This is a genomic window from Nocardiopsis codii (assembly GCF_036327455.1).
GTDB classification, from domain to species: domain Bacteria; phylum Actinomycetota; class Actinomycetes; order Streptosporangiales; family Streptosporangiaceae; genus Nocardiopsis; species Nocardiopsis codii.
In genome coordinates, this window is the sequence record NZ_JAUZMY010000004.1 from 156651 (window position 1) to 180665 (window position 24015).

The 24015-nt window shown below is 73.5% G+C and carries 18 protein-coding genes and 1 pseudogene; 10 read left to right on the top strand and 9 right to left on the bottom strand.

Annotated elements, in window-relative coordinates:
* Positions 1 to 34 precede the first annotated feature (34 nt).
* The 8 genes from Q8791_RS06020 to Q8791_RS06055 are packed head-to-tail and all read left to right on the top strand — an operon-like array spanning position 35 to position 10359.
* Positions 35 to 1240, top strand: coding sequence for a DegT/DnrJ/EryC1/StrS family aminotransferase (locus tag Q8791_RS06020; RefSeq protein ID WP_330090577.1), 1206 nt, complete (start codon positions 35 to 37; stop codon positions 1238 to 1240).
* Positions 1237 to 2382 (top strand): DegT/DnrJ/EryC1/StrS family aminotransferase, encoded by a 1146-nt coding sequence (locus tag Q8791_RS06025; protein WP_330090578.1) that lies wholly within the window; start codon positions 1237 to 1239, stop codon positions 2380 to 2382. Before Q8791_RS06020 ends, Q8791_RS06025 begins: the two co-directional genes overlap by 4 nt.
* Positions 2379 to 3359 (top strand): UbiA family prenyltransferase, encoded by a 981-nt coding sequence (locus tag Q8791_RS06030; RefSeq protein WP_330090579.1) that lies wholly within the window; start codon positions 2379 to 2381, stop codon positions 3357 to 3359. The genes Q8791_RS06025 and Q8791_RS06030 overlap by 4 nt, the downstream gene beginning before the upstream one ends.
* Entirely contained in the window at positions 3356 to 4705 is a 1350-nt protein-coding gene (locus Q8791_RS06035; RefSeq protein ID WP_330090580.1) for a protoporphyrinogen/coproporphyrinogen oxidase, read from the top strand. Before Q8791_RS06030 ends, Q8791_RS06035 begins: the two co-directional genes overlap by 4 nt.
* On the top strand, positions 4702 to 6309 hold the full coding sequence (locus Q8791_RS06040) for a class I adenylate-forming enzyme family protein (protein ID WP_330090581.1): 1608 nt from the start codon (positions 4702 to 4704) through the stop codon (positions 6307 to 6309). Before Q8791_RS06035 ends, Q8791_RS06040 begins: the two co-directional genes overlap by 4 nt.
* The gene (locus Q8791_RS06045; RefSeq protein WP_330090582.1) at positions 6306 to 7946 is read left to right on the top strand and encodes a CoA transferase; all 1641 of its coding nucleotides are present in this window, start codon (positions 6306 to 6308) and stop codon (positions 7944 to 7946) included. Before Q8791_RS06040 ends, Q8791_RS06045 begins: the two co-directional genes overlap by 4 nt.
* Positions 7943 to 9559: a class I adenylate-forming enzyme family protein gene (locus Q8791_RS06050; RefSeq protein ID WP_330090583.1), complete on the top strand. Its 1617-nt coding sequence runs from the start codon at positions 7943 to 7945 to the stop codon at positions 9557 to 9559. Before Q8791_RS06045 ends, Q8791_RS06050 begins: the two co-directional genes overlap by 4 nt.
* Complete coding sequence (locus Q8791_RS06055; RefSeq protein WP_330090584.1) at positions 9556 to 10359, top strand: methyltransferase; 804 nt, start codon at positions 9556 to 9558, stop codon at positions 10357 to 10359. The genes Q8791_RS06050 and Q8791_RS06055 overlap by 4 nt, the downstream gene beginning before the upstream one ends.
* A 118-nt stretch (positions 10360 to 10477) precedes the next feature.
* Here Q8791_RS06055 and Q8791_RS06060 read toward each other — a convergent pair whose 3' ends face one another.
* The 9 genes from Q8791_RS06060 to Q8791_RS06100 form a co-directional block, all read right to left on the bottom strand.
* Positions 10478 to 10924 (bottom strand): carboxymuconolactone decarboxylase family protein, encoded by a 447-nt coding sequence (locus tag Q8791_RS06060; protein ID WP_330090585.1) that lies wholly within the window; start codon positions 10922 to 10924, stop codon positions 10478 to 10480.
* A 429-nt stretch (positions 10925 to 11353) separates the two neighbouring features.
* Positions 11354 to 13276, bottom strand: coding sequence for an IucA/IucC family protein (locus Q8791_RS06065; RefSeq protein ID WP_330090586.1), 1923 nt, complete (start codon positions 13274 to 13276; stop codon positions 11354 to 11356).
* Positions 13273 to 13893: a GNAT family N-acetyltransferase gene (locus Q8791_RS06070; RefSeq protein WP_330090587.1), complete on the bottom strand. Its 621-nt coding sequence runs from the start codon at positions 13891 to 13893 to the stop codon at positions 13273 to 13275. Before Q8791_RS06070 ends, Q8791_RS06065 begins: the two co-directional genes overlap by 4 nt.
* The gene (locus Q8791_RS06075) at positions 13890 to 15338 is read right to left on the bottom strand and encodes a lysine N(6)-hydroxylase/L-ornithine N(5)-oxygenase family protein (protein WP_330090588.1); all 1449 of its coding nucleotides are present in this window, start codon (positions 15336 to 15338) and stop codon (positions 13890 to 13892) included. The genes Q8791_RS06070 and Q8791_RS06075 overlap by 4 nt, the downstream gene beginning before the upstream one ends.
* On the bottom strand, positions 15335 to 16981 hold the full coding sequence (locus tag Q8791_RS06080; protein WP_330090589.1) for a pyridoxal phosphate-dependent decarboxylase family protein: 1647 nt from the start codon (positions 16979 to 16981) through the stop codon (positions 15335 to 15337). The genes Q8791_RS06075 and Q8791_RS06080 overlap by 4 nt, the downstream gene beginning before the upstream one ends.
* A 578-nt stretch (positions 16982 to 17559) precedes the next feature.
* Positions 17560 to 18009 (bottom strand): thioesterase family protein, encoded by a 450-nt coding sequence (locus Q8791_RS06085; protein ID WP_330090590.1) that lies wholly within the window; start codon positions 18007 to 18009, stop codon positions 17560 to 17562.
* Complete coding sequence (locus tag Q8791_RS06090; protein WP_330090591.1) at positions 18006 to 18995, bottom strand: 3-hydroxyacyl-CoA dehydrogenase NAD-binding domain-containing protein; 990 nt, start codon at positions 18993 to 18995, stop codon at positions 18006 to 18008. The genes Q8791_RS06085 and Q8791_RS06090 overlap by 4 nt, the downstream gene beginning before the upstream one ends.
* Before the next feature lie 225 nt (positions 18996 to 19220).
* Positions 19221 to 20120 (bottom strand): BKACE family enzyme, encoded by a 900-nt coding sequence (locus Q8791_RS06095; RefSeq protein WP_330090592.1) that lies wholly within the window; start codon positions 20118 to 20120, stop codon positions 19221 to 19223.
* 117 nt (positions 20121 to 20237) lie between these two features.
* A complete protein-coding gene (locus tag Q8791_RS06100) occupies positions 20238 to 21122 on the bottom strand; it encodes a TetR/AcrR family transcriptional regulator (RefSeq protein WP_330090593.1) in 885 nt (294 codons plus the stop codon).
* Positions 21123 to 21357: 235 nt separating this feature from the next.
* On the opposite strand from Q8791_RS06100, the gene Q8791_RS06105 reads away from it, so the two are divergent.
* Together Q8791_RS06105 and Q8791_RS06110 are read left to right on the top strand one after the other, a co-directional pair.
* Positions 21358 to 22941 (top strand): BCCT family transporter, encoded by a 1584-nt coding sequence (locus Q8791_RS06105; RefSeq protein ID WP_330090594.1) that lies wholly within the window; start codon positions 21358 to 21360, stop codon positions 22939 to 22941.
* A 590-nt stretch (positions 22942 to 23531) separates the two neighbouring features.
* Positions 23532 to 23930: pseudogene (locus Q8791_RS06110) on the top strand (DUF2637 domain-containing protein); the annotation flags it as partial.
* Positions 23931 to 24015 lie beyond the last annotated feature (85 nt).

Here is a 24015-nt window from a genome sequence, read left to right on the forward strand (position 1 = left end):
TCCGGTCCCCCCTGTTATTCGTAGAACGGAAGACATGAAGTCGGCACTCTCCTCCCCGGCCACGGGAGAACGCGGCGGGGGCCGCTCGCGCATACCCTTCTTCGATCAGTCCGAGAGCTTCCGAAGACTATGGCCGGAGATCGAGGGGAACTGTGTCCGCGTCATGGGCGACGGTAAGTTCTCCCACGGCTCCATGGTGGCCGAATTCGAGCGGGAAATGGAGCGCTACACCGGCGCCCGCCACGTCGTCGGCGTCAATTCCGGGACCGACGCCCTCGTCCTGCTGCTGCGCGCCGCCGGCCTGCGCCCCGGAGACGAGGTGATCGTCCCCGCCTACACGTTCGTCGCCACCGCCACCGCCGTCGTGCACGCCGGCGGCGTTCCGGTCTTCGCCGACATCGAGGACCACGGGTACGGCGTCTCCCCGGACGCGGTCGCGGACGCCGTCACCGCGCGCACCCGCATGGTCATGCCGGTCCACCTCTTCGACCGGCTCGCCGACATGGAGGGCGTGGGCCGCGTCGCCCGCGCGCACGGGCTGACCGTGGTCGAGGACAGCGCCGAGGCCATCGGCATGCGCCTGCACGGCACGCACGCAGGCCTGCTCGGCGCGGGCGGCGTGCTCTCCTTCTTCCCCGCCAAGACCCTGGGGGCGGTGGGCGACGCCGGGGCCCTGCTCACCGACGACGACGCCATCGCCGAGACCGCGCGGATGCTGCGGCACCACGGGCGCTCCGGTCACACCCTGGCGGCGTTCCCCGGCATCTCCAACCCGACGGTCGTCACCGGTGGCAACAGCAAGATGGACGACCTCCAGGCCGCCGTCCTGCTGGCCAAGCTGACCCGGCTCGACGCCGACATCCGGCGCCGCACCGTGCTGTCGCGCCGCTACGACGACCGTCTGCGCGGCCTGCCCGGTGTGCGCGCCGTCCCCGGCGACGCGGCCACCCGGTCCGGCGAGGAACGCGTGGTCTACGTCCACCTCGTCGAGGTGGACGACCGCGACGGCCTCGTCGCCCACCTCGACGCCGCCGGTATCGGCACCGAGGTCTACTACCCGCGCCCCCTGCACCTGCAGCCGTGCTTCGCCCACCTGGGGTACCGGCCGGGCGCCCTGCCCCGGGCCGAGGCCGTGTGCCGGTCGGCCGTGGCGCTGCCGCTGTACGCCGACCTGTCCGAGGAGCGGGTCGACCGCGTCTGCGACGAGGTCGAACGCTTCCTGACCGGGGGGTCCCGATGACCGTGACCACCGAACGGGCCATCCCGTTCTTCCCGCCCGACCTCTTCGACACCGACCGGGAGGCCCTCCTCGCCGCCCTGTACGAGGTCGGCACGGATCCCGAGCAGAAGTTCATCCTCGGACGGCGCACCGCCCGGTTCGAGGACGCCCTGCGCACCTCCCTGGGCGCGGACCACGTCGTCGCCTGCTCCAGCGGGACCTCCGCGCTCACCCTGGTCCTGGCCGCCATGGACGTCGGTCCCGGCGACGAGGTGATCGTCCCGGCCTTCGGCTGCGCCCCCCTGGCGAGCACCGTCCTGGCGCGGGGCGCGACCCCGGTGTTCGCCGACACCGACCCGGTGACGCTGACGATGGACCCCGACCACGCCGAGCGCCTGGTCACCGACAGGACCCGGGCCCTGATGCCCGCGCACATGTTCTCCGTCATGGCCGACATGCCGCGCCTGCGCGACCTGGCCACCAGGGCGGGGGTGCGGCTCGTCGAGGACTCGGCCCTGGCCCAGGGCGGCACGCTCCGGGGACGCCCCGCCGGGCTGTGGGGCGACGCCGGGGTGTACTCCTTCGTCCAGGTCAAGGTCTTCGGCATGCCCGGTGAGGGCGGTGTGGCGCTGTCCGGCGACGCCGAGCTCGCCGACCGGCTGCGGATGCTGCGCAACCACGGCCAGGACGGTCGCCACCGGTTCCTGCACCACCGCATCGGCCACAACAGCCGGTTCGACGAGGTGATGGCCGCCTTCCAGCTGCACCGCATGGCGGGGCTGGAGGAGCGCGTCGCCCGCCGCACCGCGATCTGCTCGCACTACTCCTCGCACCTCGCCGACCTGGCCGGATGCGGAGTCGTCGCGCCCCCCGTGGGCGGGGACGGGCGCTTCCCCTACGTCTACACGCTGCTGTGCGAGGACCGCGACGGGCTGCGCGACCACCTGGCCGCCTCAGGGGTCGACACCCACGTCTACTACCCCCGCGTCCTGCCCGAGCAGCCGGCCTTCGCCCCGTACGCGAACCGCGGCGGGGAGTGGCCCCGGGCCCGCGACGCGGCGCGCCGCAACATCTCGCTGCCCCTGTACCCGCACCTGACCGACGAACGCGTCGAGCACGTGATCGCCGCCGTGCGCGCGTTCGCCCACGGGAGGAACCGATGACCGACCACATGACCGTGCCGCCCGCGGCGTCCGCCCCGCCCGCCGCACCGAGGCCCACCCCGGGCGCCTACGCCCGGCTGGCCAAACTCGACATCGTCGACTACTACATCGGCCTGCCGCTGGTGTTCGCCATGGCGCTGCCCCTGCTGGGGGCGCGCGCCGACACCGTCGGATTCCTGCTGCTCGTCCTGGTCGCCGAGGTGGCGGTGGTGGCCGCCATGGTCTCCTTCGACGACGTCACCGGGTACCGGGACGGCTCCGACGCCGCCAACTACGGCTCCGACGCCGCCCGACGCCGACTGGCCCGCAAACCCCTGGTCCACGGGACCCTCACCGAACCCCAGGCGCTGCGCTTCGGCCGGGCGGCGACCGCCACGAGCGTCGTCCTGTGGACACTGGTGGTGGCGCTCGCCCCGAACCGGCCCCTGTGGGCCGTCGCCGGGGCGGCCCTGTGCCTGGTCGCGTCGGTCCAGTACTCCTGGGGCCTGAAGATCAGCTACCGGGGCTTCCAGGAGATCTTCCTCGTCGGCCTGGGCGTGGGGTGGGTCCTGGTCCCCTACGGGCTGCTCGTCGGGAACGTCGACGGCTTCGTGATCGTCCAGGCGCTGGTGTTCGGCGGCGGCCCCATGATCTTCGGCCTGTACTCCAACACCAACGACGCCGCCGGGGACCGGGCCGCCGGCCGCATCACCGTCGCCGCGAAGGTCTCGCCGCGCGCCAACAAGGTCTTCATCATCGCGCTGACCGCACTGGAGACCCTGCTGGTCACCGGCTCGCACCTGCTCGGCATCGCCCCCTGGTGGTTCACCGTCGCCCTGCTGCCCGTCATCGCCCTCCGGGTGGCGCAGCTCTTCATCGGGTTCGTCCTCGGCGACATCCTGCGCGCGCGCCGCATGGCCATCCACACCCACCGGGTCACGGTCGTGCTCCTCATCGGAGCCAACCTGGTCGCCGCGTTCCTGCCGGGCGTCCTGTGAGCACGCCGCTCGACGTGGCGGTGGTGGGCGCCGGCCCCGCCGGACTCGCCACCGCGCACCTCCTGGCCACCGCGGGGCGCACGGTACGGGTGCTGGAGGCCGCCGACGCCGTGGGAGGGAGGATGCGCACCCTGCGCACCGACGGCCACCTGGTCGACACCGGCGCCGAGATGATCCCGTCGGCCGACGCCTACCCGGCGACATGGCGGCTCGTGCGCGCCATCGGCCTGGACACCGACCCCGAGGCGATCCCGCTGGTGCGCGACGCCCTGTCGGTGTGGTGGGGCGGGCGTGCCCGTCCCCACGCCGGACGCCCCCTGGGGCTGCTCACCGGTATGGGACTGTCGGCGCGGGCGCGCCTGGACCTGGCCCGCCTGCTGCGGCGCCTGGACCGGGCCGGGCTGGACCCCGCACACCCCGAGCGGGCCGGGCTGGGGGAGGCGACCGTCGCCGACCTCCTGAGCCGGTACCACCCGCAGGTGGGCGAACGCCTCCTGGGCCCGCTGGCCTCCGGGTTCTTCGGCTGGCCGCCCGAGCGGGCCGCAGCCGCCCCCTTCGCCGCACACCTGGCCGCCTCCGGCAGCACCGCCACCTGGCGCACCTATCGGGACGGGATGGACACCCTGCCCCGGGCGCTGGCCGCCCGGCTCGACGTGCGCACCGACCACCCGGTGACGGGGGTGGTGACCGGACCGGACGGAGTGCGCCTGGACTCGCCCCGGGGGCCGGTGACCGCACGCACGGTCGTCCTGGCCGTGCCCGCCCCCGTCGCCCTGCGCCTCCACCCCGGAGCGCCCCCGGCCGAACGGGAGTACCTGGAGGCCTGCGGGTACGCGCCCATGCTCCGGGTGTCCCTGCTGCTGGACGCGCCGATGTCCCCGCGAGGGGCGCGCCGCGGCTTCGCCGTCATGGTGCCCGACGACCCCCTGCTCGCCGTGGTCACCGCGGACCACGCCAAACACCCGGGCCGGGCGCCCCGGGGACGCGGCCTGGTCTCCCTGGTCGCCTCCCCGGCGGCGGCACGCGACCTGGCCGACGCCCCGGACGACGAGGTGGGACGGCGCCTCGCGGAACGCGCCGAGCGACTCCTGCCAGGAGTGGCGGCGCGCGTGAGGCGCACGATCGTGCACCGCTTCCGGTACGGCCTGCCCCTGCCCGAGACCCGGGCGCTGGCCGCACGCCCCGCCTTCGTCGACCGCCCCCTGGCCGCCGTCGACTACGCCGGCGACTGGACCTCGCTGCGCCCGTGCAGCGAGGGGGCGGTGGCATCGGCCTTCACGGCCGCCGACCGTATGTCGGCCAGGCTCACCACGACCCGCGAAACGATCCCGACCGAGGCACGATGACACCGCTGAGCAAACCCATCCACCTGGGCACCCTCTTCGACGACCTGGCCGCACGCGGCTCCGCCACCGCCGTACGGCTGAGCAGGCCCCTGGACATCGCCCCGGGGGCCGGGGTCGAACTCGACGTGCCGGCCGTCGCCGACCTGGTGCGCCGGGTCTCGGGGTGGTTCGCCGAGGCGGGGGTGCGGCCGGGTGACCGCGTCGCCGTCGTCAAGCGCAACCACTGGGACTACGTGCTGCTGTCGTGCGCCGCCGCCCGCCTGGGCGCCGTGCCCGCGTCGCTGTCGGCGCACCTGGCCCCCGACACCCTCGGGATCCTCCTGCGCAGGCTGGACCCGGCGCTGCTGGTCACCGACACCGACCTGCTCGCCACCGCCCGGGCGGCGGGGAGCGACCCCTCCGTCCACGCCGCCCGCACCCTGGTGGTGGACGGCACGGCGGAGCGCGCCCTCTCCCTGGACGACGTGCGGGGCGGGACCGCGCCGCCGGCGCACCGCCCGCACCTGGACGCCCCGCTGGCGATCATGCACACCTCCGGGACCACCGGTGTGCCGAAACTGGCAGTGCACTCCACCCGCACCATCCTGCGCAGGCTCGCGGGGTTCGAATCGCACCGGTGGCCGGTCCTGGGCAGCCGGCGCGACGACACCGTCGCCTCCTCGATGTCCTACGCGCACGGCCGGGCGCTGGCCTGGACGGCGGGGGTCCTGTGGATGTTCCCGGAGGCGATCTCGCTGATCACCTCGCCCGACTGGGAGGAGGCCGGACCCGCGCTGCGCCGGCACCGCCCCACCACCCTGGAGGCCCAGCCCTCCACCCTGGTGCGCTGGCAGCGGCACGTCGACCAGGAGGGGGACGTCTTCGGGCGGGTGCGGTTGTTCGTCAGCACCTTCGACGCCGTGCACCCGTCCACCGTCCGCACCTTCCTCAACGCCGGGCGGCGGCGCTCACCGGTGTGGATGCAGGGGTGGGGACAGAGCGAGACGGGGCCGCTGACCTTCCGGTTCCTCACCCGCCGGTCGTTGGCCCGGAGGCAGTGGGTCGACCCCACCACCCGCGACCTGGGGCGCCCGATCCCGGGCCGGACCCGGTTGCGCGCCGTCGACCCCGGCACCCTGCGCCCCGTACCGGCAGGCACGCCCGGCCTGTTGTTCTGCCGCACCGACGCACTGTGCCTGGGCTACGTCGGCGAGGAGGGACGCTGGCGGTCCAAGCTCGTGGGCCAGTGGTGGGCCACCGGGGACATCGGGTCCATCGACCGCACCGGAGCGGTCCGCCTCGTGGACCGGGCGGTGGACGCCCTGGCCGACGGCGGCTGCCTGGAGATCGAGGACGTCGTCGACGAACGGCTTCCCCAGGTACTGGAGTGCGTCGTGCTGGGGGTCGCCGACGGTCCGCCCGTCCCGGTCGTGGCCACGGTGGACGGCACGCTCGCCCCCGGAGTCTGGAAGGAGGCGGTCCTCGACCTGCCGACGATGGCCGAGCCGACCGTCCTCACCTGGGACGACCTGCCTCGCACCGGTACCGGGAAGGTCCGCCGGGGCGTGCTCCGGGAGAACCTCGGGCTGGGCCCCGACACCCCGGGGAAGGGGCGGTGGACGTGACCGCGACGGCGGTCGCGGCCCCTCCCCTGGCGGGGACCGCTGTCCGGGCCGTGGGCGACACGGTGCCGGTGCGTGTCGCGGCGGCCCGCCTGCGGGCACTGGGGTGCGAGGTCGACCGGGCCCCCGGGAAGGCTGGCGCGCTCGCCGGGCGGATCGACCTGGTCTCCGGTCCGGGGCGGGGCCGGGCCGGGTGCGACATCGCGTGGTCGCCGTCCTCGGCGGCCCTGAGCGGCGAACGCGACGTCCAGGCCGCGTGCGGCCTGGCCCACCTGCACGGGCTGGCCCGGGGAGGTCCCCGGTTCCTGCCCGTCGACCATGCCTCGGTGTGCGCGGGGGTGCTGGCCGCCCAGGCGGTGTCGGTGGCCGTGCTCACCGAGGCGCGCGGGGGACCGGCGCTGCGGGCGTCCGTCTCGGTGGCCGGCGCCGCCCTCCTGGCGGTGGCCCCGTACGTCGCCGACGCCACCGCGGCGCGGGGGACGCCGTCCGTCACGGGCGAGGGGGAGCCGCCGCCGTTCCGCTCCGCCGACGGGGTCCGCTTCGAGATCGAGACCCTCGACCCCGAGGCGTGGCTGCGGTTCTGGGAGGCCCTGGGCGCGCCCCCGAAGGCGATCGCCACCGGGTGGGCGCCCTTCCAGCGCCGCTTCGCCACCGCCGTGTGCCCCCTGCCCGCCGCACTGTTCGCGACCCTCGCCGCACTGCCGCTCGCCGCCGTCCGCGACACGGCCCGGGGATGCGGGGTGGGCGTGGTCCCCCTGCGCCCGGTCCCGGCCGCGGAGGAGGACCCCGTGTCGCCGTGGCGGCTGCGCGGCACCGCGGAGGGGCTGGGCCCCGACCTGCCGCCGTGGTCGGCCGCCGGTGCGGGGCCGCTGGCCGGGCTGCGGGTGGTGGAGGCCACCAACCGCGTCCAGGGCCCCCTGGCGGGCCTGCTGCTGACCCTGCTCGGCGCGGACACCGTACGCGTCGAACCGCCGGGCGGCGACCCCATGCGCGGTGTCCCGCCCCTGGCCGGAGACCTCTCGGCCCGATTCGCGGCGCTGAACCGGGGCAAGGGCGCGGTCCGCCTCGACCTCAAGACCGCCGGGGGCCGCCGCGCGGCGGCGGACCTGGCGGCCTCCGGCCACGTCCTGCTCTACAACTGGCCGCCCGGCCGTGCCGAGCGGTTCGGCCTGGGGGCCGACGACCTCGCGGCCCGCGCCCCGGGCCTGGTGCACGTCCACGCCGACGGGTGGGCCGACGAGGACCCCGGCCCCGGGATCCCCGCCACCGACTTCCTCGTCCAGGCCCACGGCGGGATCGCCGACCTGGTCGCCGACGGCGCCACGGCCCCCGCCCCGTCCCTGGTCACCCTGACCGACGTGCTCGGCGGGATCATCGCGGCCGAGGCGGCGCTGGCCGGCCTGCTGCTGCGCGCCCGCACCGGGGCCGGTGCGACGGCGCGGACCGCGCTGGTCGACGCCGCCCGCCTGCTGCGCCGGGTCGGGCGCGGCACCGCCCACCTGCCCCGCGCCGGGACGCCACCGGTCGCCGACCCGCTCGCGGTGGCCGCCGCCTTCCCGGAGTCCTTCACGACGGTCCACGGGGTCTCCCTCCCCCGTGCGCCGTGGACGTTCGCCCCCCTGGACGGGGAGGGCCGGTGACGACCTGGACCTCCGCCGCCGGCCTGGTGCTGACCGATCTCGTCCCCGCCGCGCTGCGCGCCCGGTGGGTCGGGGAGGGGCTGTGCCCCGGCCTGGACATGTACTCCCTGTTCCTCGCACGGGTGGGCGAGGATCCCGCGCGGGAGGCGGTCGTGGACGGGCGAGGGACCCTGGACCGCGCCGGACTGGCCGCCCGGGTGCGGCGGGCCGCCGCGGCCCTCGCCCACCACGGGGCCGGCGCACGCGACGTCATCGGGGTGCTGCTGCCCGACGGCAGGGACGCGATCGCGGTCGAACTCGCGATCGCCGCCCTCGGAGCGGTCGCCCTGCCGATCCCGTACGGGCGCTCCCGCGCCGACGTGCTCTCCCTGCTGCACCGGTCCCGTGCCGCGCTCGTGGTCACCGACCCCGCCCGCGAGGGCGACCCGCGGGGCACACCGGTCTGGTGCGCGGACGGCGGTGCGCTGGACACCGACGGCCCCTTCGCGGGGGCGTCCCCGCCCGGAGGAGCACGTCCCGACCCCGAGTCGCCCGCCCGCATCCTCGTCTCCTCGGGGTCGGAGGGCGAACCGACCATGGTCGCGTACTCGCACAACGCCATGGCCGGGGGGCGGGGCAACTACGCGCGTGCCCTGCTCGGCGGCGGCCCCGTCCGCGCCCTGATCCCGGTCCCCCTGGCCTCCTCCTTCGGATCGCTGGGCATCGTGTCCCTGGTCCGGCTCGGAGCGGCCCTCGTCGTCCCCGGGCGCTTCGACCCCGTGGCCGTGCTGCGCTCCGTCGAACGCGACCGGCCCACCCACCTGATCGGCGTGCCCACCATGCTGCGGCGCACCGCCCTGGTCGAGGAGACGGCCGACACCGGGTCGCTGCGGGCGCTCGTGTCCAGCGGGGCGCCCCTGCACCGCGACGTGCGCGACCTGTGCGAACGGCGCTTCGGCCGACCCGTGGTCAACGTCTACGGCTCCACCGACGGGGTCAACTGCCACACCGCGCACGACCCCGGAGCCTGGGTGCCCGGCATGGCCGGACGCCCCGACCCGGCCGTCGCCGAGATCAGGGTGTGCGCCCCCCGGGGACGGGCGCTGCCGACGGGGGAGGTCGGTGAGATCCGTGCGCGGGGACCGATGACGCCCCTGTGCCACGTGGCCGCACCCGAACTCGACGCCGAACGGCGCGACCCCGGCGGCTGGGTGCGCACCGGCGACGCCGGCCGGCTGGACGACGACGGGACCCTGTGGGTCGTGGACCGGCTGCGCCGCACGGTGATCCGGGGCGGGGTCACCCTCTTCCCCGCGGAGGTGGAGCGCGCCCTGGCCGCCCACCCCGCACTGGGCGAGGCGCAGTGCGTCCCCGTGCCCGACCCCGACCTGGGAGAGCGCATGTGCGCCTGCGTCTGCCCCCTGCCGGGGGTGGACCCGCCCACCTCCCGCGAACTGATCGCGCACCTGCGCGACGGCCACGGCGTGGACGTCCGCGCCCTGCCCGAACACGTGCTGTTCCTTCCCGCGCTGCCGCTCGGCCCGACCGGGAAGGTGTGCACCGCCACCCTGACCCGGCTGGCGGCCGGGGCGGTCCGCGACCGACCGACCGTACTCCCAGGAGGCCCACGATGACGGACACCGCCACCGCCGGACCCGGCTACGTCTTCGACAACCACAACGAGAACGCCCACGACCAGCACCGGTTCCTGTCCGCCGCCTACGACCCGCTGACCACCGGCCGGCTGGCCGAGACCGGCGTCGGCCCCGGGTGGCGCTGCCTGGAGGTGGGCGCCGGCGGCGGAGGCGTCGCCCACTGGCTGGCGGCGCGGGTCGCCCCCGGCGGAGGGGTGGTCGCCACCGACGTCAAACCCGACCACATCACCCCGGCCGAAGGACTGGAGGTGTGGCGGCACGACGTCACCCGCGACCCCCTGCCGGAGGCCGCCTTCGACCTGATCCACTCGCGGCTGGTCCTGTTGCACCTGCCCGAGCGGATCGAGGTCCTGGACCGCCTGGTGCGCGCCCTCAAACCGGGCGGCGTGCTGCAGCTGGACGAGTTCGACATCACCTACGGGCCCTCCCTGCTCATGCCCGACCCCGGGGCCCGGGACCTGTACGAGGAGTTCCTGGAAGCGAAGATCCGGCTGATGACCCGGGCCGGGGCCGACCCCGCGTGGGGGAGGGGCGCCGCAGAGGCGATGCGCCGGGCCGGGTTGGTCGACGTCGATCCCCGCCCGCACGTGGAACTGTGGGACGCCGACTCCCCGGGGGTCCACCTGATCCGCCACCACACCCTGCACCTGCGCGACGCCTTCGTGCGCGAGGGGATGACGGACGAGGGGCTGGCGCGGGTGCGGGGGCTGCTGGACGATCCCTCGTTCCGCGCCTGCTCGTGCGTGATCTACTCCGTGCAGGGCCGTCGTCCCGCCTGACCCCGCATCCCGGGAGCGGCGCCCGCCGCTCCCGGAACGGCCGGTCCTCGTGCGCGCACCCCGTCGGGCGGGGGCGTCAGCGCCCCGCCCGCGGTCGGGCCCCGTGTGTTCGGCCCGGTCAGCGCACCGGTGGTGCCATGCCGGTGCCCACGCCCAGGCGGTTGTAGAGGTTGACGAGGCCGACGGCGGTGATGAGCGCGACCATCTCCTGCTCGGACAGGTGTGCGGAGGCGCGCGCGTAGACCTCGTCGGGGAGGCCGTTCCCGCCGACGAGGGTCAGGGCGTCGACGAGTTCCAGCACGGCGCGCTCGGCCTCGGTGAAGTGGGCGCCCGCCTCCCGCCACGCCGCGACGAGGGCCGCGCGCTGCGGGGACATCCCGGAGGCGAGGGCCTCGTGGTGGTGCATGTCGACGCAGAACGCGCAGCCGTTGAGGATCGAGGCGCGGAGCTTGACGAGGGTGTGGAGGTCGTCGTCGAGGGCGGCGTCCACGACCGTGCCGAGCCGGGCCAGCGCGCTGTACGCCTCTGGCAGGTGCTGGGCCACCTGCGCGCGGGTCGTGCCCATGGGAAACGTCCTCTCCGTGGTGCGTCCGGACGCGGGGCGTCCGTCGAGCACACGGAAAGTACCAAGCGCGCGAGCGCGGCGACGTGGGTTTCCGAATGGTCGCGCTTGTGGTGGTCGGACCTGTTCCGTTCTGCGGCTCGGGGCTCCCACCTGCGCCGACGCGGGGTGGTGTGCGACGCCGCACCCCGTCCCTGTGGCGGCCCTCACACGGGGGCGGCCGGACCGGGAGGCCGGTCCGCGCCGACCGGTGGACGGCCGCCGGACGCGGTCGGGGCGTGTGCCGGATCCCTCCGGAACACGCCCCGACGGTGCGGCACGGCGTGCGGCACGGGACCCGGCCCCGTGTGCCCCGCCGTTCCCGCGGCCCGACCTCCGGAACCGGTGTGGGGGTTCCGGCGGGGACGCCCCCGCCCGCGGCGGCCCCGCCCCCTACCGGGCGGCGCCTCCAGGGCGGTGCGCCGCGATCGGGTTCTCCAGCGTGCCGGCCAGCTGGAGCGCCCCGGCGGGGTCCTCCAGGTCCACCATCTGGCGGTTGTCGCGCAGCTGGAGCCGGTTGAGGCAGGACAGCGCGAACCGGTCCGAGAACAGGTCGTAGCGCTCGAAGCGCCCGGCCAGGTGCGGTGCCGACGCCTGGTAGTCGGCGACGCACTCCGCCACCGTCCGCCAGAAGTCCTCCTCCGCCAGGGTGCCCTCGTCGGCGAGGATGCCGTTGAGAAACCGCAGGAAGCAGTCGAAGACGTCGGTGAACAGCGACAGCAGCTTCATGTCCTCGGGCACCTCGGCGCGGATGCGCTCCACCGCCTCGGGCAGCTCCACGTCCGCGCCCATCACCGCGATCTCCTCGGCGATGTCCTTCATCAGCACCCGTTGGGGCACCCCGTCGCGCAGGACAAGGATGACGTTCTCCCCGTGCGGCATGAACACCAGGTCGTGCGCGTAGAACGCGTGCAGCAGCGGGACCAGGTAGGCGTCCAGGTAGCGGCGCAGCCATACGGCCGGCGGCAGGCCCGACTCGGCGATGAGCGCCCCCGTCAGGGAGCCGCCGTCGGCGTCGGTGTGCAGCAGCGACGCCATCGTCGCGAGCCGTTCACCCGGGCCGAGCCTCGGTACCGGGCTCTCGCGCCACAGCCCGGCGATCATCTTCAGGTAGGGCGAGCCCTTGGCGGCGGCCCGTGCGTAGTGCGAGGTGCGGTAGCCCACCGCGGCGCGCTCGCGCAGCACCTCGACCCCCGTGCCGCGCAGGACCGGGTCGCCCTCGACCAGTCCGACCAGCCAGTCGTTGATCGCCGGGGTGGCCTCCATGTACTCCGCGGACAGCCCGCGCAGGAACCCCATGTTCAGCACCGACAGGGCCGTCTTGACGTAGTGCCGCTCCGGGGCGGAGGTGTTGAAGAAGGTGCGGATGGACTGCTGGGCCCGGTACTCGTCCGGACCGTACCCCAGGCACACCAGGTCGCGGCGGGCCACGTCGGCGGCGAAGGTCACCGCCAGCCTGTTCCACCACTGCCACGGGTGGACGGGGATCAGGTGGTAGTCGTCCGGGTCGAGGCCCTGGCCGGTCAGTTCCGCGCGGAAGGCGGCCAGGACGCCGTCACCCAGCTCCGACCGGAGGAAGGACGCGGGGTCGGTGTCGGCGGAGTGCGAGAAGGCGGTGCGCGAGCGGCGCGCGGCCACCCACACCAGCCGTACCGGGGCCGAGGCCTCGGGTGCGTAGGCCAGGTACTCGTCCGCCCCGAAGCCCAGGCGGCCGTTGTTGGCGACGAAGCAGGGATGTCCCTCGGTCATCCCCGCCTCGATCTCCTGGAACCCGGAGCGCGCCAGCTCGGCGGCGCCGGTCCGGCCCTTCGCCATACGGAAGGTACTGCTGGCCAGGGTGCTGGTGATCTCCTCCAGGTAGACCGGCAGGACCTCCTCGCCCAGGCCGAGGGTGTCGCGCAGGTCCAGCACCAGCTCCAGCGCGTCCGGTTTCGCTGGAGTGCCGTCGCCGTCCAGGCGCACGATGCTGTCGGCGTCGACCTTCCAGTGGTCCAGGGCCATGACGCGCGCCGTGAACCGGTAGGCGTTCCCGTTGTCGGTGCGGACGGTGTACGTGCCGTCCGCGCCGGGTTCGGGGGTGAGCAGTCGTTCGTGGGAGAACTCGGCCAGGGCCTTGCGGACGAGCAGCCGGTTGGCCCGGTCCCACAGGTCGGGGTCCAGGTGGGCGGAGGCCCCGCGCGGGTCGTCCGGGACGCCGGTCGCCCGGGGGAGCGACCGGTGTCCCGCGGCGGGGGCCCCGGAGTGTCCGTCCTCCGGGACGGGAGCCCCGGTGTCCTGCCCTCCTGCGAAGGTCTTCCCTGGGTGGCTGACGGTCATCGGTCGACTCCTCTCGTGGGCGCGGCCGCCGCGAGGGCGGAGCGGAACTGGTCGCGGGTGCAGGTGCTCAGGTAGGCGTCCTTGCGGCTCTCGCCCAGGGTGACGGTGGACTCGATCCGGAAGCCCACCGCCTCGTTGAGCGCGTGGACGGGGTGGTTGCGCACGTCCGGTTCGACGACGACGCGCTCGGTGGCGGAGGCGGCGAAGGCCAGCTCCATCACCGTGGTGATGACGGCCCGGGTGAACCCGTGCACCGGGCTGTCGGTCGGCGCCACCAGGAAGTGCATCCCGGTGTCCCCGGGCAGCACGTCGTAGTGGGGGGCCAGTTCGCTGTGGCCGGGGGAGTAGAGCTCGGCCAGGAAGCGGGGCCCGCCCTCCCACGTGCCGATGTAGGCCTGTTCGTGCTCGGAGTCGTGCACGGCCCGGAACTGGCGGGCCACGTCCTCCTCGCTCGCCTCGGTCATCAGCCAGTAGCGGGCCCGGGGCTCGGTCAGCCAGCTGTGCAGGAGCGGGATGTCGGCGTCCGGGTCGACGGGGCGGACGGCGAACGCGCCCAGTCCGGGGTCGACCCTGGTCAGACCGCCCGGGAGCCGGGCGGTCTGTGCGGACCGGCTCATCGGTTGGTCACCTCCAGCGCCTCGTCCCCCACCGGTGCGGACCCGGAGTCCGGGGAGCCGGGGGCCTGTGGAGCGGGTGCGCCGAACTCCTGGAAGGCGATCGAGCGCTCCACGGCGTAGGGCTCGCGGCCCAGCATCGCGCGCAGGATGTAGGAGTTGCGGTAGGCGCCCATGCCCAGGTCGGGGGAGACGAAGCCGTGGGTGTGCAGTTCGGCGTTCTGCACGAACACCGATCCCGGCGGCGCCTGCGCGCCCGGCCCGTCCACGGCCTCCCCGGCGGCGGCGTGCGCGTCGGCGTCCACCCGGTAGTCGCGGCGCACCCGGAAGCGACCGGCGGCGTCCCAGGCGAGGCGGTCGGAGACCGGCGCCAGGAAGTCCGGCCGCCGGTACCGGTAACCGGTGGCCAGGACCAGGCCCTGCGTGTCCAGGGTGAAGTCGCGCTCCTGGTCGGTGTTGCGCAGCTCCAGGCGGTATCCGCCCGGGTCCGGATCGTGCCCGGCCCCGGTGACCTCGGTGTTGGTCAGCAGCCGCACGGGCGGCGGGCCCAGCCTGCTCTTGACGTAGAGCAGGTCGTAGATCGCGTTGATCACGTCGGTGTCGATGCCCTTGTACAGGTTCTTCTGCGAGGTCACCAGACGGTCCCGGGTGTCGTCCGGGAGGGAGTGGAAGTGGTCGGCGTACTCCGGGGAGGTCATCTCCAGGGTGAGCTTGGTGTACTCCAGCGGGAAGAAGCGCGGCGAGCGGGTGACCCAGTTGAGCTGGTAGCCGTGGCCGTCCACGTCCTGGAGCAGGTCGTGGAAGATCTCCGCGGCGCTCTGCCCGCTGCCGACCACCGTGATGCTCCGCTTGGACTGGAGGTTCTCCTTCGCGTACAGGTAGTCCGAGCTGTGCACGGCGTCCCCGCCCAGGTCCCGGCAGGGCGCGGGGACGTACGGCGGGGTGCCCGTGCCGAGCACCAGGCGGCGGGCGCGGTGCAGGTGCCGCTCGCCGGTCGCGGTGTCCGTGCTGTGCAGCAGGTAGACGGCCCGTTCCGGGTCGTACTCGACGGTGTCGATCCGCCGGCCGAAGAGGACCGCGTCGCCCAGCTTCCGGGCCGCCCAGCGGCAGTAGTCGTTGTACTCGGCGCGCAGGGGGTAGAAGCGCTCACGGATGTAGAACGGGTACAGCCGCCCGGACTCCTTCAGGTAGTTGAGGAAGGAGTACGGCGAGGTGGGGTCGGCCAGGGTGACCAGGTCCGACATGAACGGGGTCTGGAGCTCCGCGTCCTCCAGCAGCATGCCGCTGTGCCAGTCGAACTCCGGCTTCTGGTCCAGGAAGAGGCCGTCCAGGCCGGGGATGGGAGCGCTCAGGCAGGCCAGACCCAGGTTGAAGGGCCCGATGCCGATGGCGGCGAAGTCGTGGATCCGCTCGCCGTCGGGGGTGCGGGGGTGGTGGTCGCCGGTCAACGGTTCCTCCCTGACTCGTTCGCGGGGGTGGGCGGGGTGCCGGCCGTCCCGGCGGCGGGGGCGCCCGGTGCGGGGGCGGTGGACGCGCCGTGCTCCGCGGCGTAGCGCTCGGCGTGCCCGGCGAGCAGGTCCAGCACCTCCGCGATGTCCTCCCGCGTGCTCCGGGGGTTGAGCAGGGTGAGCTTCAGGTACGGGCGGCCGTCGACGGTGGTGCGGGCCGCGACGGCGCGGCCGGAGGCCAGCAGGGCCTCCCGGGCGTACCGGTTGGCGCCGTCGGCGATCTCCTCCGCGACTCCGGGCAGGGCGCACCGGAACACCAGGGTGCTGAGGGCGGGCCGGGTGACCACCGTGAACCGGGGGTCGGCGTCCAGCAGCGACCACCCGACGGCTGCCAGCTCCAGCACGCTGTCGAAGAGGGAGCCCACCCCGTCCGCGCCCATCGTCCGCAGGGTCAGCCAGAGCTTGAGCGCGTCGAAGCGGCGCGTGGTCTGCAGGCTCTTGTCCACCTGGTTGGGGGCCAGGACCGGGGTGCTGCCGTCGGAGCGGGAGTTGAGGTAGTCGGCGTGATAGGTGACGTGGCGCAGGGAGCGCCCCTCGCGCACGACCACGGCGCTGGAGCTCACCGGCTGGAAGAAGGACTTGTGGAAGTCCACGGTCACCGAGTCGGCGCGCTCGATCCCGCTGAGCAGGTGACGGTGGCGCGAGACCAGCAGGCCGCAGCCGTAGGCGGCGTCGACGTGCATCCACAGTCCGTGGCGGGAGCACAGGTCGGCGATCCGGGGGAGGGGGTCGATGCTGCCGAAGTCGGTGGTCCCGGCGGTGGCCACCACCGCGATGGGGACCAGGTCCTCCTCCCGGCAGCGGCGCAGTTCGGCGGCCAGGGCGTCCGGGCGCATGCGGCGGCGGTCGTCGCAGGCCACCGTGATCACGGACTCGTAGCCGAGGCCGAGGAGCGCGGCCGACTTGGCGACGCTGAAGTGCCCGACCTCGGAGGTCAGCACCCGCATCCGCGGCAGGAGTTCGGAGAGACGGCCCCCGTGGCGCGCGTGGGTCTCGTCGCGGGCCATGAGAAGGGCCTGGAGGTTGGACTGGCTGCCGCCGCTGGTGAAGATCCCGTCGGCGGCCTCGCCGAAGCCGATGCGCCCGGCGGTCCAGTCGACCAGGCGCTGCTCGATGAGGGTGCCGCCCGCGCTCTGGTCCCAGGTGTCGAGGGAGGAGTTGACCGCGGACAGGACGGTCTCGCCGAGCAGGGCGGGCAGGACCACGGGGCAGTTCAGGTGGCCCATGTAGCGGGGGTGGTGGAAGTAGACGGCGTCGTCGAGGTAGAGGCGCTCGAGTTCGTCCAGGGCGGCGCCCGGGTCGTTGAGGGGCCGGTCCAGGTCGACGCGGTCCATCCCGGGGCGCAGGTCCTCGGCGGTGGCTCCGGTGAAGGGCCGGTCGACCCGGGCGATCCGGTCGGCGACGCGGTCCACGGCCCAGGTGGTGAGGGTGCGGTAGCGCTCGGCGCTGTGCGCGTCGAGGAGCTGGGCCCGGTGGTCGGACGCGTGGAGGGGTGGTGCGTCGGGGGCGTCCGCGGCCCCGGCGGCGTCGGAACCGAGCTCCTCGGTCGGCGGGTCCTGCACGGACCTCGCGAGGAAGTTCATAGGTCGTCCTCCTGAAAGCGGACATGCCAAAGGCATCCGTGGACCGGATGGGGGCATGAGGGGATGAACTACGTAAAGACACTGCCCGGATACGAAAACCGAGCAAGGGGAGCCTAACCTAACTAAAATTGACTCGCACTGTGACCATCACTACATCCGGGGACACTTCAACTACGTGTCGTGATGATGTTGGGTGGGGCAGGGTCTCGTTCGTCCGCGTTCGCGGTCCATCGTGCCGGGCTCCGTACGCACCGGATCGCCTGCGGCCGCGGGGGTGCGCGCGGTCGGTACGCCTCCCGGCGGCGGATCCGCGGGCGCCGAGGGGACGTCCCGCGTGCGGGCGCGGAGGGGCTGCCCGTTCCGGGGACGGTGTGCCGGGAACCCGCGCACGGCCGTCGGACCGCCGAGGTTCCGCGCGGCGGGAAGCCGCGGCCGGGGGCCGCGTCCCCGGAGCGCGACAACCCCGGCTCCCACCCCGCCCCGGCCGGCGCCATCCGGCCCGGCGTCGGGCGGCACGCCCCGGGACGTCCGCCGCCCCGGGGCCTGCCGGAAGCCGCCGGAGGCGGGGCGGCGGAGTACTACCGGCCGACGGCGCGCCCCGCGTAGTCGGGTGCGGGCTCGGCCAGGTCGGCGAGCCGCGCGGCGACCTCGTCGGGAAAGGGCACCGCCCGGCCCTGCTCCTGGTCCACGTGGAGCGCCATGAGCTCCTCGGTCGCCGCCAGCACACCGCCGACCCGCATCTCGTGGCAGAGCCGCGCCTTCCTGGTGCCTGGGCGGTCCGGGCCCGCGACCACCCGGGTGTGGACCTCGACCTCGGCGTCGGCGGCGACCTCGTGCAGGTACCGCACGTGCGCCTCGACCGTGTACAGCGAACAGCCGGTCCGCTCGCGGTAGGCGGCGTCCAGACCGACCCGGTCCATCAGCGCGTCCGTCGCGAACCCGAAGATCAGGACGTAGTAGGCCTCGCTGAGGTGACCGTTGTAGTCGATCCACTCGGGCCGGAGCCGCTGGACGAGGGGCGCGCTCACGCTTCTCCCCCCGTCCGCTCGGCGGCCTCCGCGCGTTCCACCTCCTCGAGCGCCCGGGCCACCGCGATCAGACGGCGGTCGCGCTGGGCGATCAGTTCGGCGGTGGAGCGGCCGGCCACGACCTCGTCGGTGCCCGCCACCATGCGGTCCCGCAGTTCGGCGGTCAGCTCGGGCGCCTCGAGGCGGGTCCACGGGGACTTCAGGGACGGGCCGAAGTGGTCGAGCATGTGCGCCATGCCGCCCTCTCCCCCCGCCAGGTGGAAGGTCAGGCAGGGTCCGAAGAAGGCCCAGCGCAGCCCGGGCCCGCTGGTCATCGCCAGGTCGATCTGTTCGACCGTCGCCTCTCCCTCGGCGACCATGTGCAGGGCCTCGCGCCAGGCGGCCTCCTGGATCCGGTTGCCGATGAACCCCGGGAGCTCCCGCTCCATGCTGATCACCGACTTGCCCGCGGCGCGGTAGAAGTCCGAGGCCCAGTCGACGGCCCACCGCTCGCTCCGCTCACCGCCGACGACCTCGACCAGGGGCACGAGGTACGGCGGGTTGAACGGGTGGCCGACCACGAGCCGTTCCGGCGTCCGTGCCCTCACCTGCATCTCGCTCATGCTGTAGCCGGAGGTGGACGACGCGATGACCACGCCCTCGGGGGTGGCGGCGTCGATCTCGGCCAACAGGTCGATCTTCAGGTCGAGGCGCTCCGGTGCGCTCTCCTGGACGAAGTCCGCTTCGGAGACGGCCTCGGCCAGCGTGTCGGCGACCCGCAGGTTCGCCATGGCGGCTCCCTCGGCCAGGCCCAGGTTCTCCAGAGCGGGCCAGGCGGAGGCGACCAGCCCGCGCAACCTGCTCTCGGCGTCCGGGGCGGGGTCCCAGGCGACCACCCGGTAGCCGCGTCCCAGGAAGTGGGCGACCCAGCCGCCCCCGATGACACCCGCTCCGACGCAGGCGACCGTACGCACGGCCCCGGGGGTGGTTCTCGCGTTCTCCGTCATCGTGCTCCTCATGCGCTCGGCTGTTCTGTGTGGGTGGGGCTAGGCCGCGTTCCGCGGATCATTCCGGGCTCGCGTCCCCCGGGCTGCCTCTCGCCGCGCCGACTGCGCTCGGACAGCCGAACCCGGGCTGACCCGCGCTACCCGTCTTGCGGGAGATGGCCTGGAAGCCGCTCGCGTCGATCGGCGCAAGCGCCGAGTCAACCGAAAGCATCCACGGACCACGACCTAGGACGCGCTGCGGAGTCCGAGCTTCTCGCGGGCCTCGTCCGGCGTGGCCACCCGGGCGCCGAGGTGCTCGATGATGCTGACCGCCTTCTCGGTGAGCTGGCCGTTGGTGGCCTTCCTGCCGCGGCTGAGGTAGAGGTTGTCCTCCAGGCCCACCCGGGCGTGCCCGCCGAGCAGCACCGACTGCGCCACCCACGGCATCTGCTTGCGGCCGATGGAGAAGCTCGCCCACTGCGCGCCCGCCGGGAGCAGGTTCACCATCGACTGGAGGACACCCGGGTCCGACGGCGCACCGTAGGGGATGCCCGTGCACAGCTGGAACATCGACGGGTCGTCGATGAGGCCTTCGGCGTGCATCGTCTTGGCGAACCACAGCTGGCCGGTGTCGAAGATCTCCAGCTCGGGACGGACCCCGAGCTCCTGGATGCGCTTGGCGCCGGCGCGCAGCATGTCCGGGGTGGAGATGTAGACCTGGCTGCCGTCGCCGAAGTTCAGGCTGCCGCAGTCCAGGGTGCAGATGTCGGGCAGCAGTTCCTCCACGTGCGGCAGACGGTCCAGGCCGTTGACGAGGTCGGTGCCCTCCTCGAACCGCAGCGGATCGTCCTGTCCGATCACCAGGTCACCGCCCATGCCCGCGGTCAGGTTGATGACGATGTCGGTGCCGGTCTGGCGGATGCGGTCGACGACCTCCCGGTAGAGGGCGTTGTCCCGCGAGGGGGCGCCCGTCTCGGGGTCGCGAACGTGGATGTGCACCACGCTGGCGCCGGCCTCGGCTGCCTCGACCGCGGCGGCGGCGATCTGCCCGGGCGTCACCGGGACGTGCTCGCTCCGGCCGACGGTGTCCCCCGCACCGGTGAGGGCGCAGGTCAGGATGGGGTTGGGGTTCAAGGTGTCGCTCACGGAGGCGCTCCGTCTCTGTGTGTGGGGTTTCGGGCGGGGACCGGGCGGGTCGCCCGGCACCGCATGGGCACGGTCGGGGCCCGCGGGCCGGGGGTCCGCGGGCGGGTGTCGGCGGTGTCAGTGCCCCAGGACGTCACGGTCGATGACCGAGCGCAGGGTGGAGCGCATCTGTTCGACGGACCGTCCGGGCATCCCGGTGATGACCTGGATGCCCATGCCGTCGATGAGGGCGGTGAGGCGCCTGGTCATCTCCTCGACGTCGAGATCACCGAAGACGCCGCTCTCCTTCCCCTCCCGCAGAGTGCGGGCGATGGTCTCGTGCCAGCGCAGGTAGGAGTCGGCGTGCAGCTCCCGCATCCCGGGGTCCAGGGCCGCGGCCGTCCAGACCTGGAGCCAGATCGACCACTCCAGGCGCAGCCGGTCCGAACCGGGGAGCTGGAGCTCGATGAGTCGCAGGAGGCGCTCGTACGGGTCCGCGATGGTGTGCAGCCCCGCGACCTGGCGGTCGAACGCCTGCTTCACCGAGTGGCGCAGCGCCTCCACGAGGAGGTGGTTCAGGGTCGGGAAGTGGTAGTGGACGGTGGCGCTGGACGTCCCGCAGGCCTGGGCCACCTGGGCGACACGGACCGAGTGGTACCCGTGCTCGGCGATGAGGGTCCACGCGGCCTCGATGATCTGGAGCTTCCGGTTGTGCTCCCGGGCGGCCCCCGGGTGGTCGTCCGGGTTCGCGGGCGGGGGGCGCACCGCAGACGAGTCGCGCGGCGCCACCGAGACCGTCTCGGCGTCGTCCTGGCCGTTGAGCAGCCAGTTGACCGTCACCCCGGTCTCGTCGGCGATACCGGCCAACTCCCGGGCGGTGAAACGCCGGGTGCCGGTCAGGGACTTGGAGAGTTTGCTCGGGTCGATGCCGAGTCTGGTCGCGAACTGCCGCTGGGAGAGGCCGGATCGGTGGATCGCCTCGCGGGCCCTGCCGCGCACGTCGTCGGTCACGTTGTCGCTCACGGGTGAGAACGTAACAGCGGAATAGCGATTTTCGCAACGCACTCGAGGATGCCACTTCGTTACAGAGATGTCGACTTGACAGCGACAAGCCCATCAAACCCTTACTGCCATGCATTTTGCAGGTCACAACAGTCGGTGGGGGTGGAGGTGAACTGCAACGATGCGATAACTGACTGGTTGATTAGTCAAACGCAACACAGTAGTAACTGGATGGTCCGTGCCCTCGAACCCGGAGGTGACCCGAGTCATCCGCTGGAACATCGACAACAAAGTCTTCTGGCCCGCGCTGATCATGGTGGTCGGCTTCAGCGCACCGTTCGTGATCGCTCCGCAGACGGGTGAACGCCTGCTCGGCGGTGTCCTGTCGTGGCTTCAGTCCGACTTGGGTTGGGCGTACATGTGGTTCGTCGCCGGGCTCGCGTTACTGCTCGCCTGGCTGGTCCTCAGCAGGTACGGCCGTATCAGGATGGGCGCTCCCGACGACCGCCCCGAGTTCTCCACCCCCACCTGGCTCGCGATGATCTTCACCGCCGCGATCGGCGGCGGCCTCATGTACTGGGGAATCATCGAGTGGGCGCACTACCACGCGGCTCCCCCCTTCCAACTCGCACCGCACAGCACCGAGGCCGCCGAATGGTCGGCGACCTACCCCCTCTTCCACTGGGGCCCCACCGCCTGGGCGGTCTTCTGCGTCCCGACCCTCGCCCTCGCCTACGCCTACCACGTACGCAGGATCCGCCGCCTGCGCCTCAGCGAGGCCTGCCGCGGGGTGCTAGGCGACCGCGTCGACCGCTGGCCGGGGCGGCTGATCGACGTCTTCTTCATCCTCGGGATGATCGGTGCCGCGGGGACCTCGCTGGCCCTGGCCGTCCCCACCGTCGCGGAGGGCGCCTCCCGCATGCTGGGGTTCGAGCCGGGCGCCACACTCAACACCGTCGTCATCGGCCTGTGGACCCTGCTGTTCGCCGGCAGCGTCGCCCTGGGCCTGCACCGCGGCCTGAAGCGCCTCGCCAACCTCAACCTCTACCTGGCCGCCGTTCTGGGCGTCCTGGTCCTGGCTGTGGGCCCGACGGTCTTCGTCATCGACACCTTCACCAACAGCGTCGGCCTGCTCGCCCAGAACATCGTGCGGATGAGCACCTACACGGACCCCGTCGGCGGGTCGGGCTTCCAGGAGGTCTGGACCGTCTTCTACTGGGGGTGGTGGATCTCCTACGGGCCGTTCGTCGGCATGTTCTGCGCCAAGATCTCCAAGGGCCGCACCGTCCGGCAGATCATCGTCGGCATGTGCGGCTTCGGAAGCCTGGGCTGCTGGCTCTCGTTCGCGCTGCTCGGCAACTCCAGCATGGCGTTCGAGCTGCGGGGGGATGCGCCCATCGTCGACACACTGGAGGCGGAGGGCGCCGTGCCGGCCATCTTCGCCACGCTGGAGGCGTTCCCGCTCAGCTGGATCATCACCCCGCTGTTCCTGGTGCTGCTGCTGGTCTTCCTGGCCACGACGCTGGACTCCGCGTCCTACATCATGGGCGCCGCCACCTCCCGCGACCTGCCGAACGAGGTCGAGCCCTCACGGGCCAACCGCGTGCTCTGGGCCCTCGTCCTCGCCGCGGTGTCGGTCTCGGTGATGTCCGCCGGAGGCACCGACGCGTTGCAGACCCTGTCGGTCGTGACCGCCTTCCCCCTGATCATCATCCTGAGCCTGGTCGCCGTCTCCCTCGTGCGCTGGCTCAAAGAGCACGACCGCGACCGTTCCGGGGGCCCCGGACCGGGCCCCGGCCCAGGCGGGGAACCGTGGCCGGCGGAGCGTGCCGACGTCTGAGGACCGGGCACGACACGGCGAAGGGCCGGGACCGGACCGCCGGAACACGCCCCGAACCGGGCGCCCCGGGCGCGCCGCCGCTCCCGACCCGTTGCACGCAGACACCGCCCGGTCCCGGCCCTCCCGTCCACGGAGGGCCGGGACCGGGCGGTGCACGGGGGCTTCACGGGCGGATCCGTGGACGAGCCGGGGCGGGCAGCGCGGTCCCGCCGACCCGACCGCCGCTCGCGGCGGAGGGCTTGTAGGACGGTCTCCCGGATGTCCTCCGAGCGGGGAACCCCGGGAACGCCGAAGGCCAGAGCCGAAGCTCTGGCCCTGGGTGATGCTGGTGGGCGGTACAGGACTCGAACCTGTGACCTCTGCCGTATCGAGGTGGTCGCGGCACCGCAGAGACCTGGGTCAACGAGTGTTCACCCGGGCCGGAGGGTTCCGTTGAGGGGCCTTCGCGGCGGTGGGGAGCTGTGGGGAGGCCTTCGCGTCTTTCAAAAACCTCCCAGCGCGGGGTGGGAGACGCCGCCTCCCACCCCGCCGGACGGGGGCGGGCTCCCAGCCTCGCCAAGGTCCCTCGGTCACCGGAAGGGGTGATCGGGATGGAGGCCTCACGCTGGTCACGATCGGTCGCCATCGCGGCCGTGCTGCTGCTCGCGGGCACCGCCGCGGTGGTGTCCTACTCCCACACGTACGAACTCGCCCTGTGCCACGGCGAACCCGAGTGGCGCGCCGCCCTCCTCCCGCTCTCCGTCGACGGCATGATCGACGGCGCCTCCATCACCCTGCTGGGCGATGCTCGCCGCGATCGCAAGGGCGGTCTGCTGCCGTGGCCCCTGGTGATCCTCGGCTCTGTGGCCTCTTCGGCGGCGAACGTCGCGGTGGCTGATCCGACGATGTGGTCGAGGATCATCCACACCTGGCCGGCCTTCGTGCTGAGCGGTGCGTACGAGCTGCTCTTGCACGAGTTCCGGACCGCCGCGCGGAACGTACACACTGCGTCCGCATCCAATGACCCGGTACGCAGGGGTGCTGCCCACCGGGGCGCAGCTCGCCAGTCGGTTCGACCCTCCTCGATGAGTTCTT

What these genes read in the sequence shown, in the direction of transcription:
- Q8791_RS06020 (WP_330090577.1), top strand. Translation starts at nt 35, where the DNA reads ATGAAGTCGGCACTCTCCTCCCCGGCCACGGGAGAACGCGGCGGGGGC.
- Q8791_RS06025 (WP_330090578.1), top strand. Translation starts at nt 1,237, where the DNA reads ATGACCGTGACCACCGAACGGGCCATCCCGTTCTTCCCGCCCGACCTC.
- Q8791_RS06030 (WP_330090579.1), top strand. Translation starts at nt 2,379, where the DNA reads ATGACCGACCACATGACCGTGCCGCCCGCGGCGTCCGCCCCGCCCGCC.
- Q8791_RS06040 (WP_330090581.1), top strand. Translation starts at nt 4,702, where the DNA reads ATGACACCGCTGAGCAAACCCATCCACCTGGGCACCCTCTTCGACGAC.
- Q8791_RS06055 (WP_330090584.1), top strand. Translation starts at nt 9,556, where the DNA reads ATGACGGACACCGCCACCGCCGGACCCGGCTACGTCTTCGACAACCAC.
- Q8791_RS06060 (WP_330090585.1), bottom strand. Translation starts at nt 10,924, where the DNA reads ATGGGCACGACCCGCGCGCAGGTGGCCCAGCACCTGCCAGAGGCGTAC.
- Q8791_RS06065 (WP_330090586.1), bottom strand. Translation starts at nt 13,276, where the DNA reads ATGACCGTCAGCCACCCAGGGAAGACCTTCGCAGGAGGGCAGGACACC.
- Q8791_RS06070 (WP_330090587.1), bottom strand. Translation starts at nt 13,893, where the DNA reads ATGAGCCGGTCCGCACAGACCGCCCGGCTCCCGGGCGGTCTGACCAGG.
- Q8791_RS06080 (WP_330090589.1), bottom strand. Translation starts at nt 16,981, where the DNA reads ATGAACTTCCTCGCGAGGTCCGTGCAGGACCCGCCGACCGAGGAGCTC.
- Q8791_RS06090 (WP_330090591.1), bottom strand. Translation starts at nt 18,995, where the DNA reads ATGACGGAGAACGCGAGAACCACCCCCGGGGCCGTGCGTACGGTCGCC.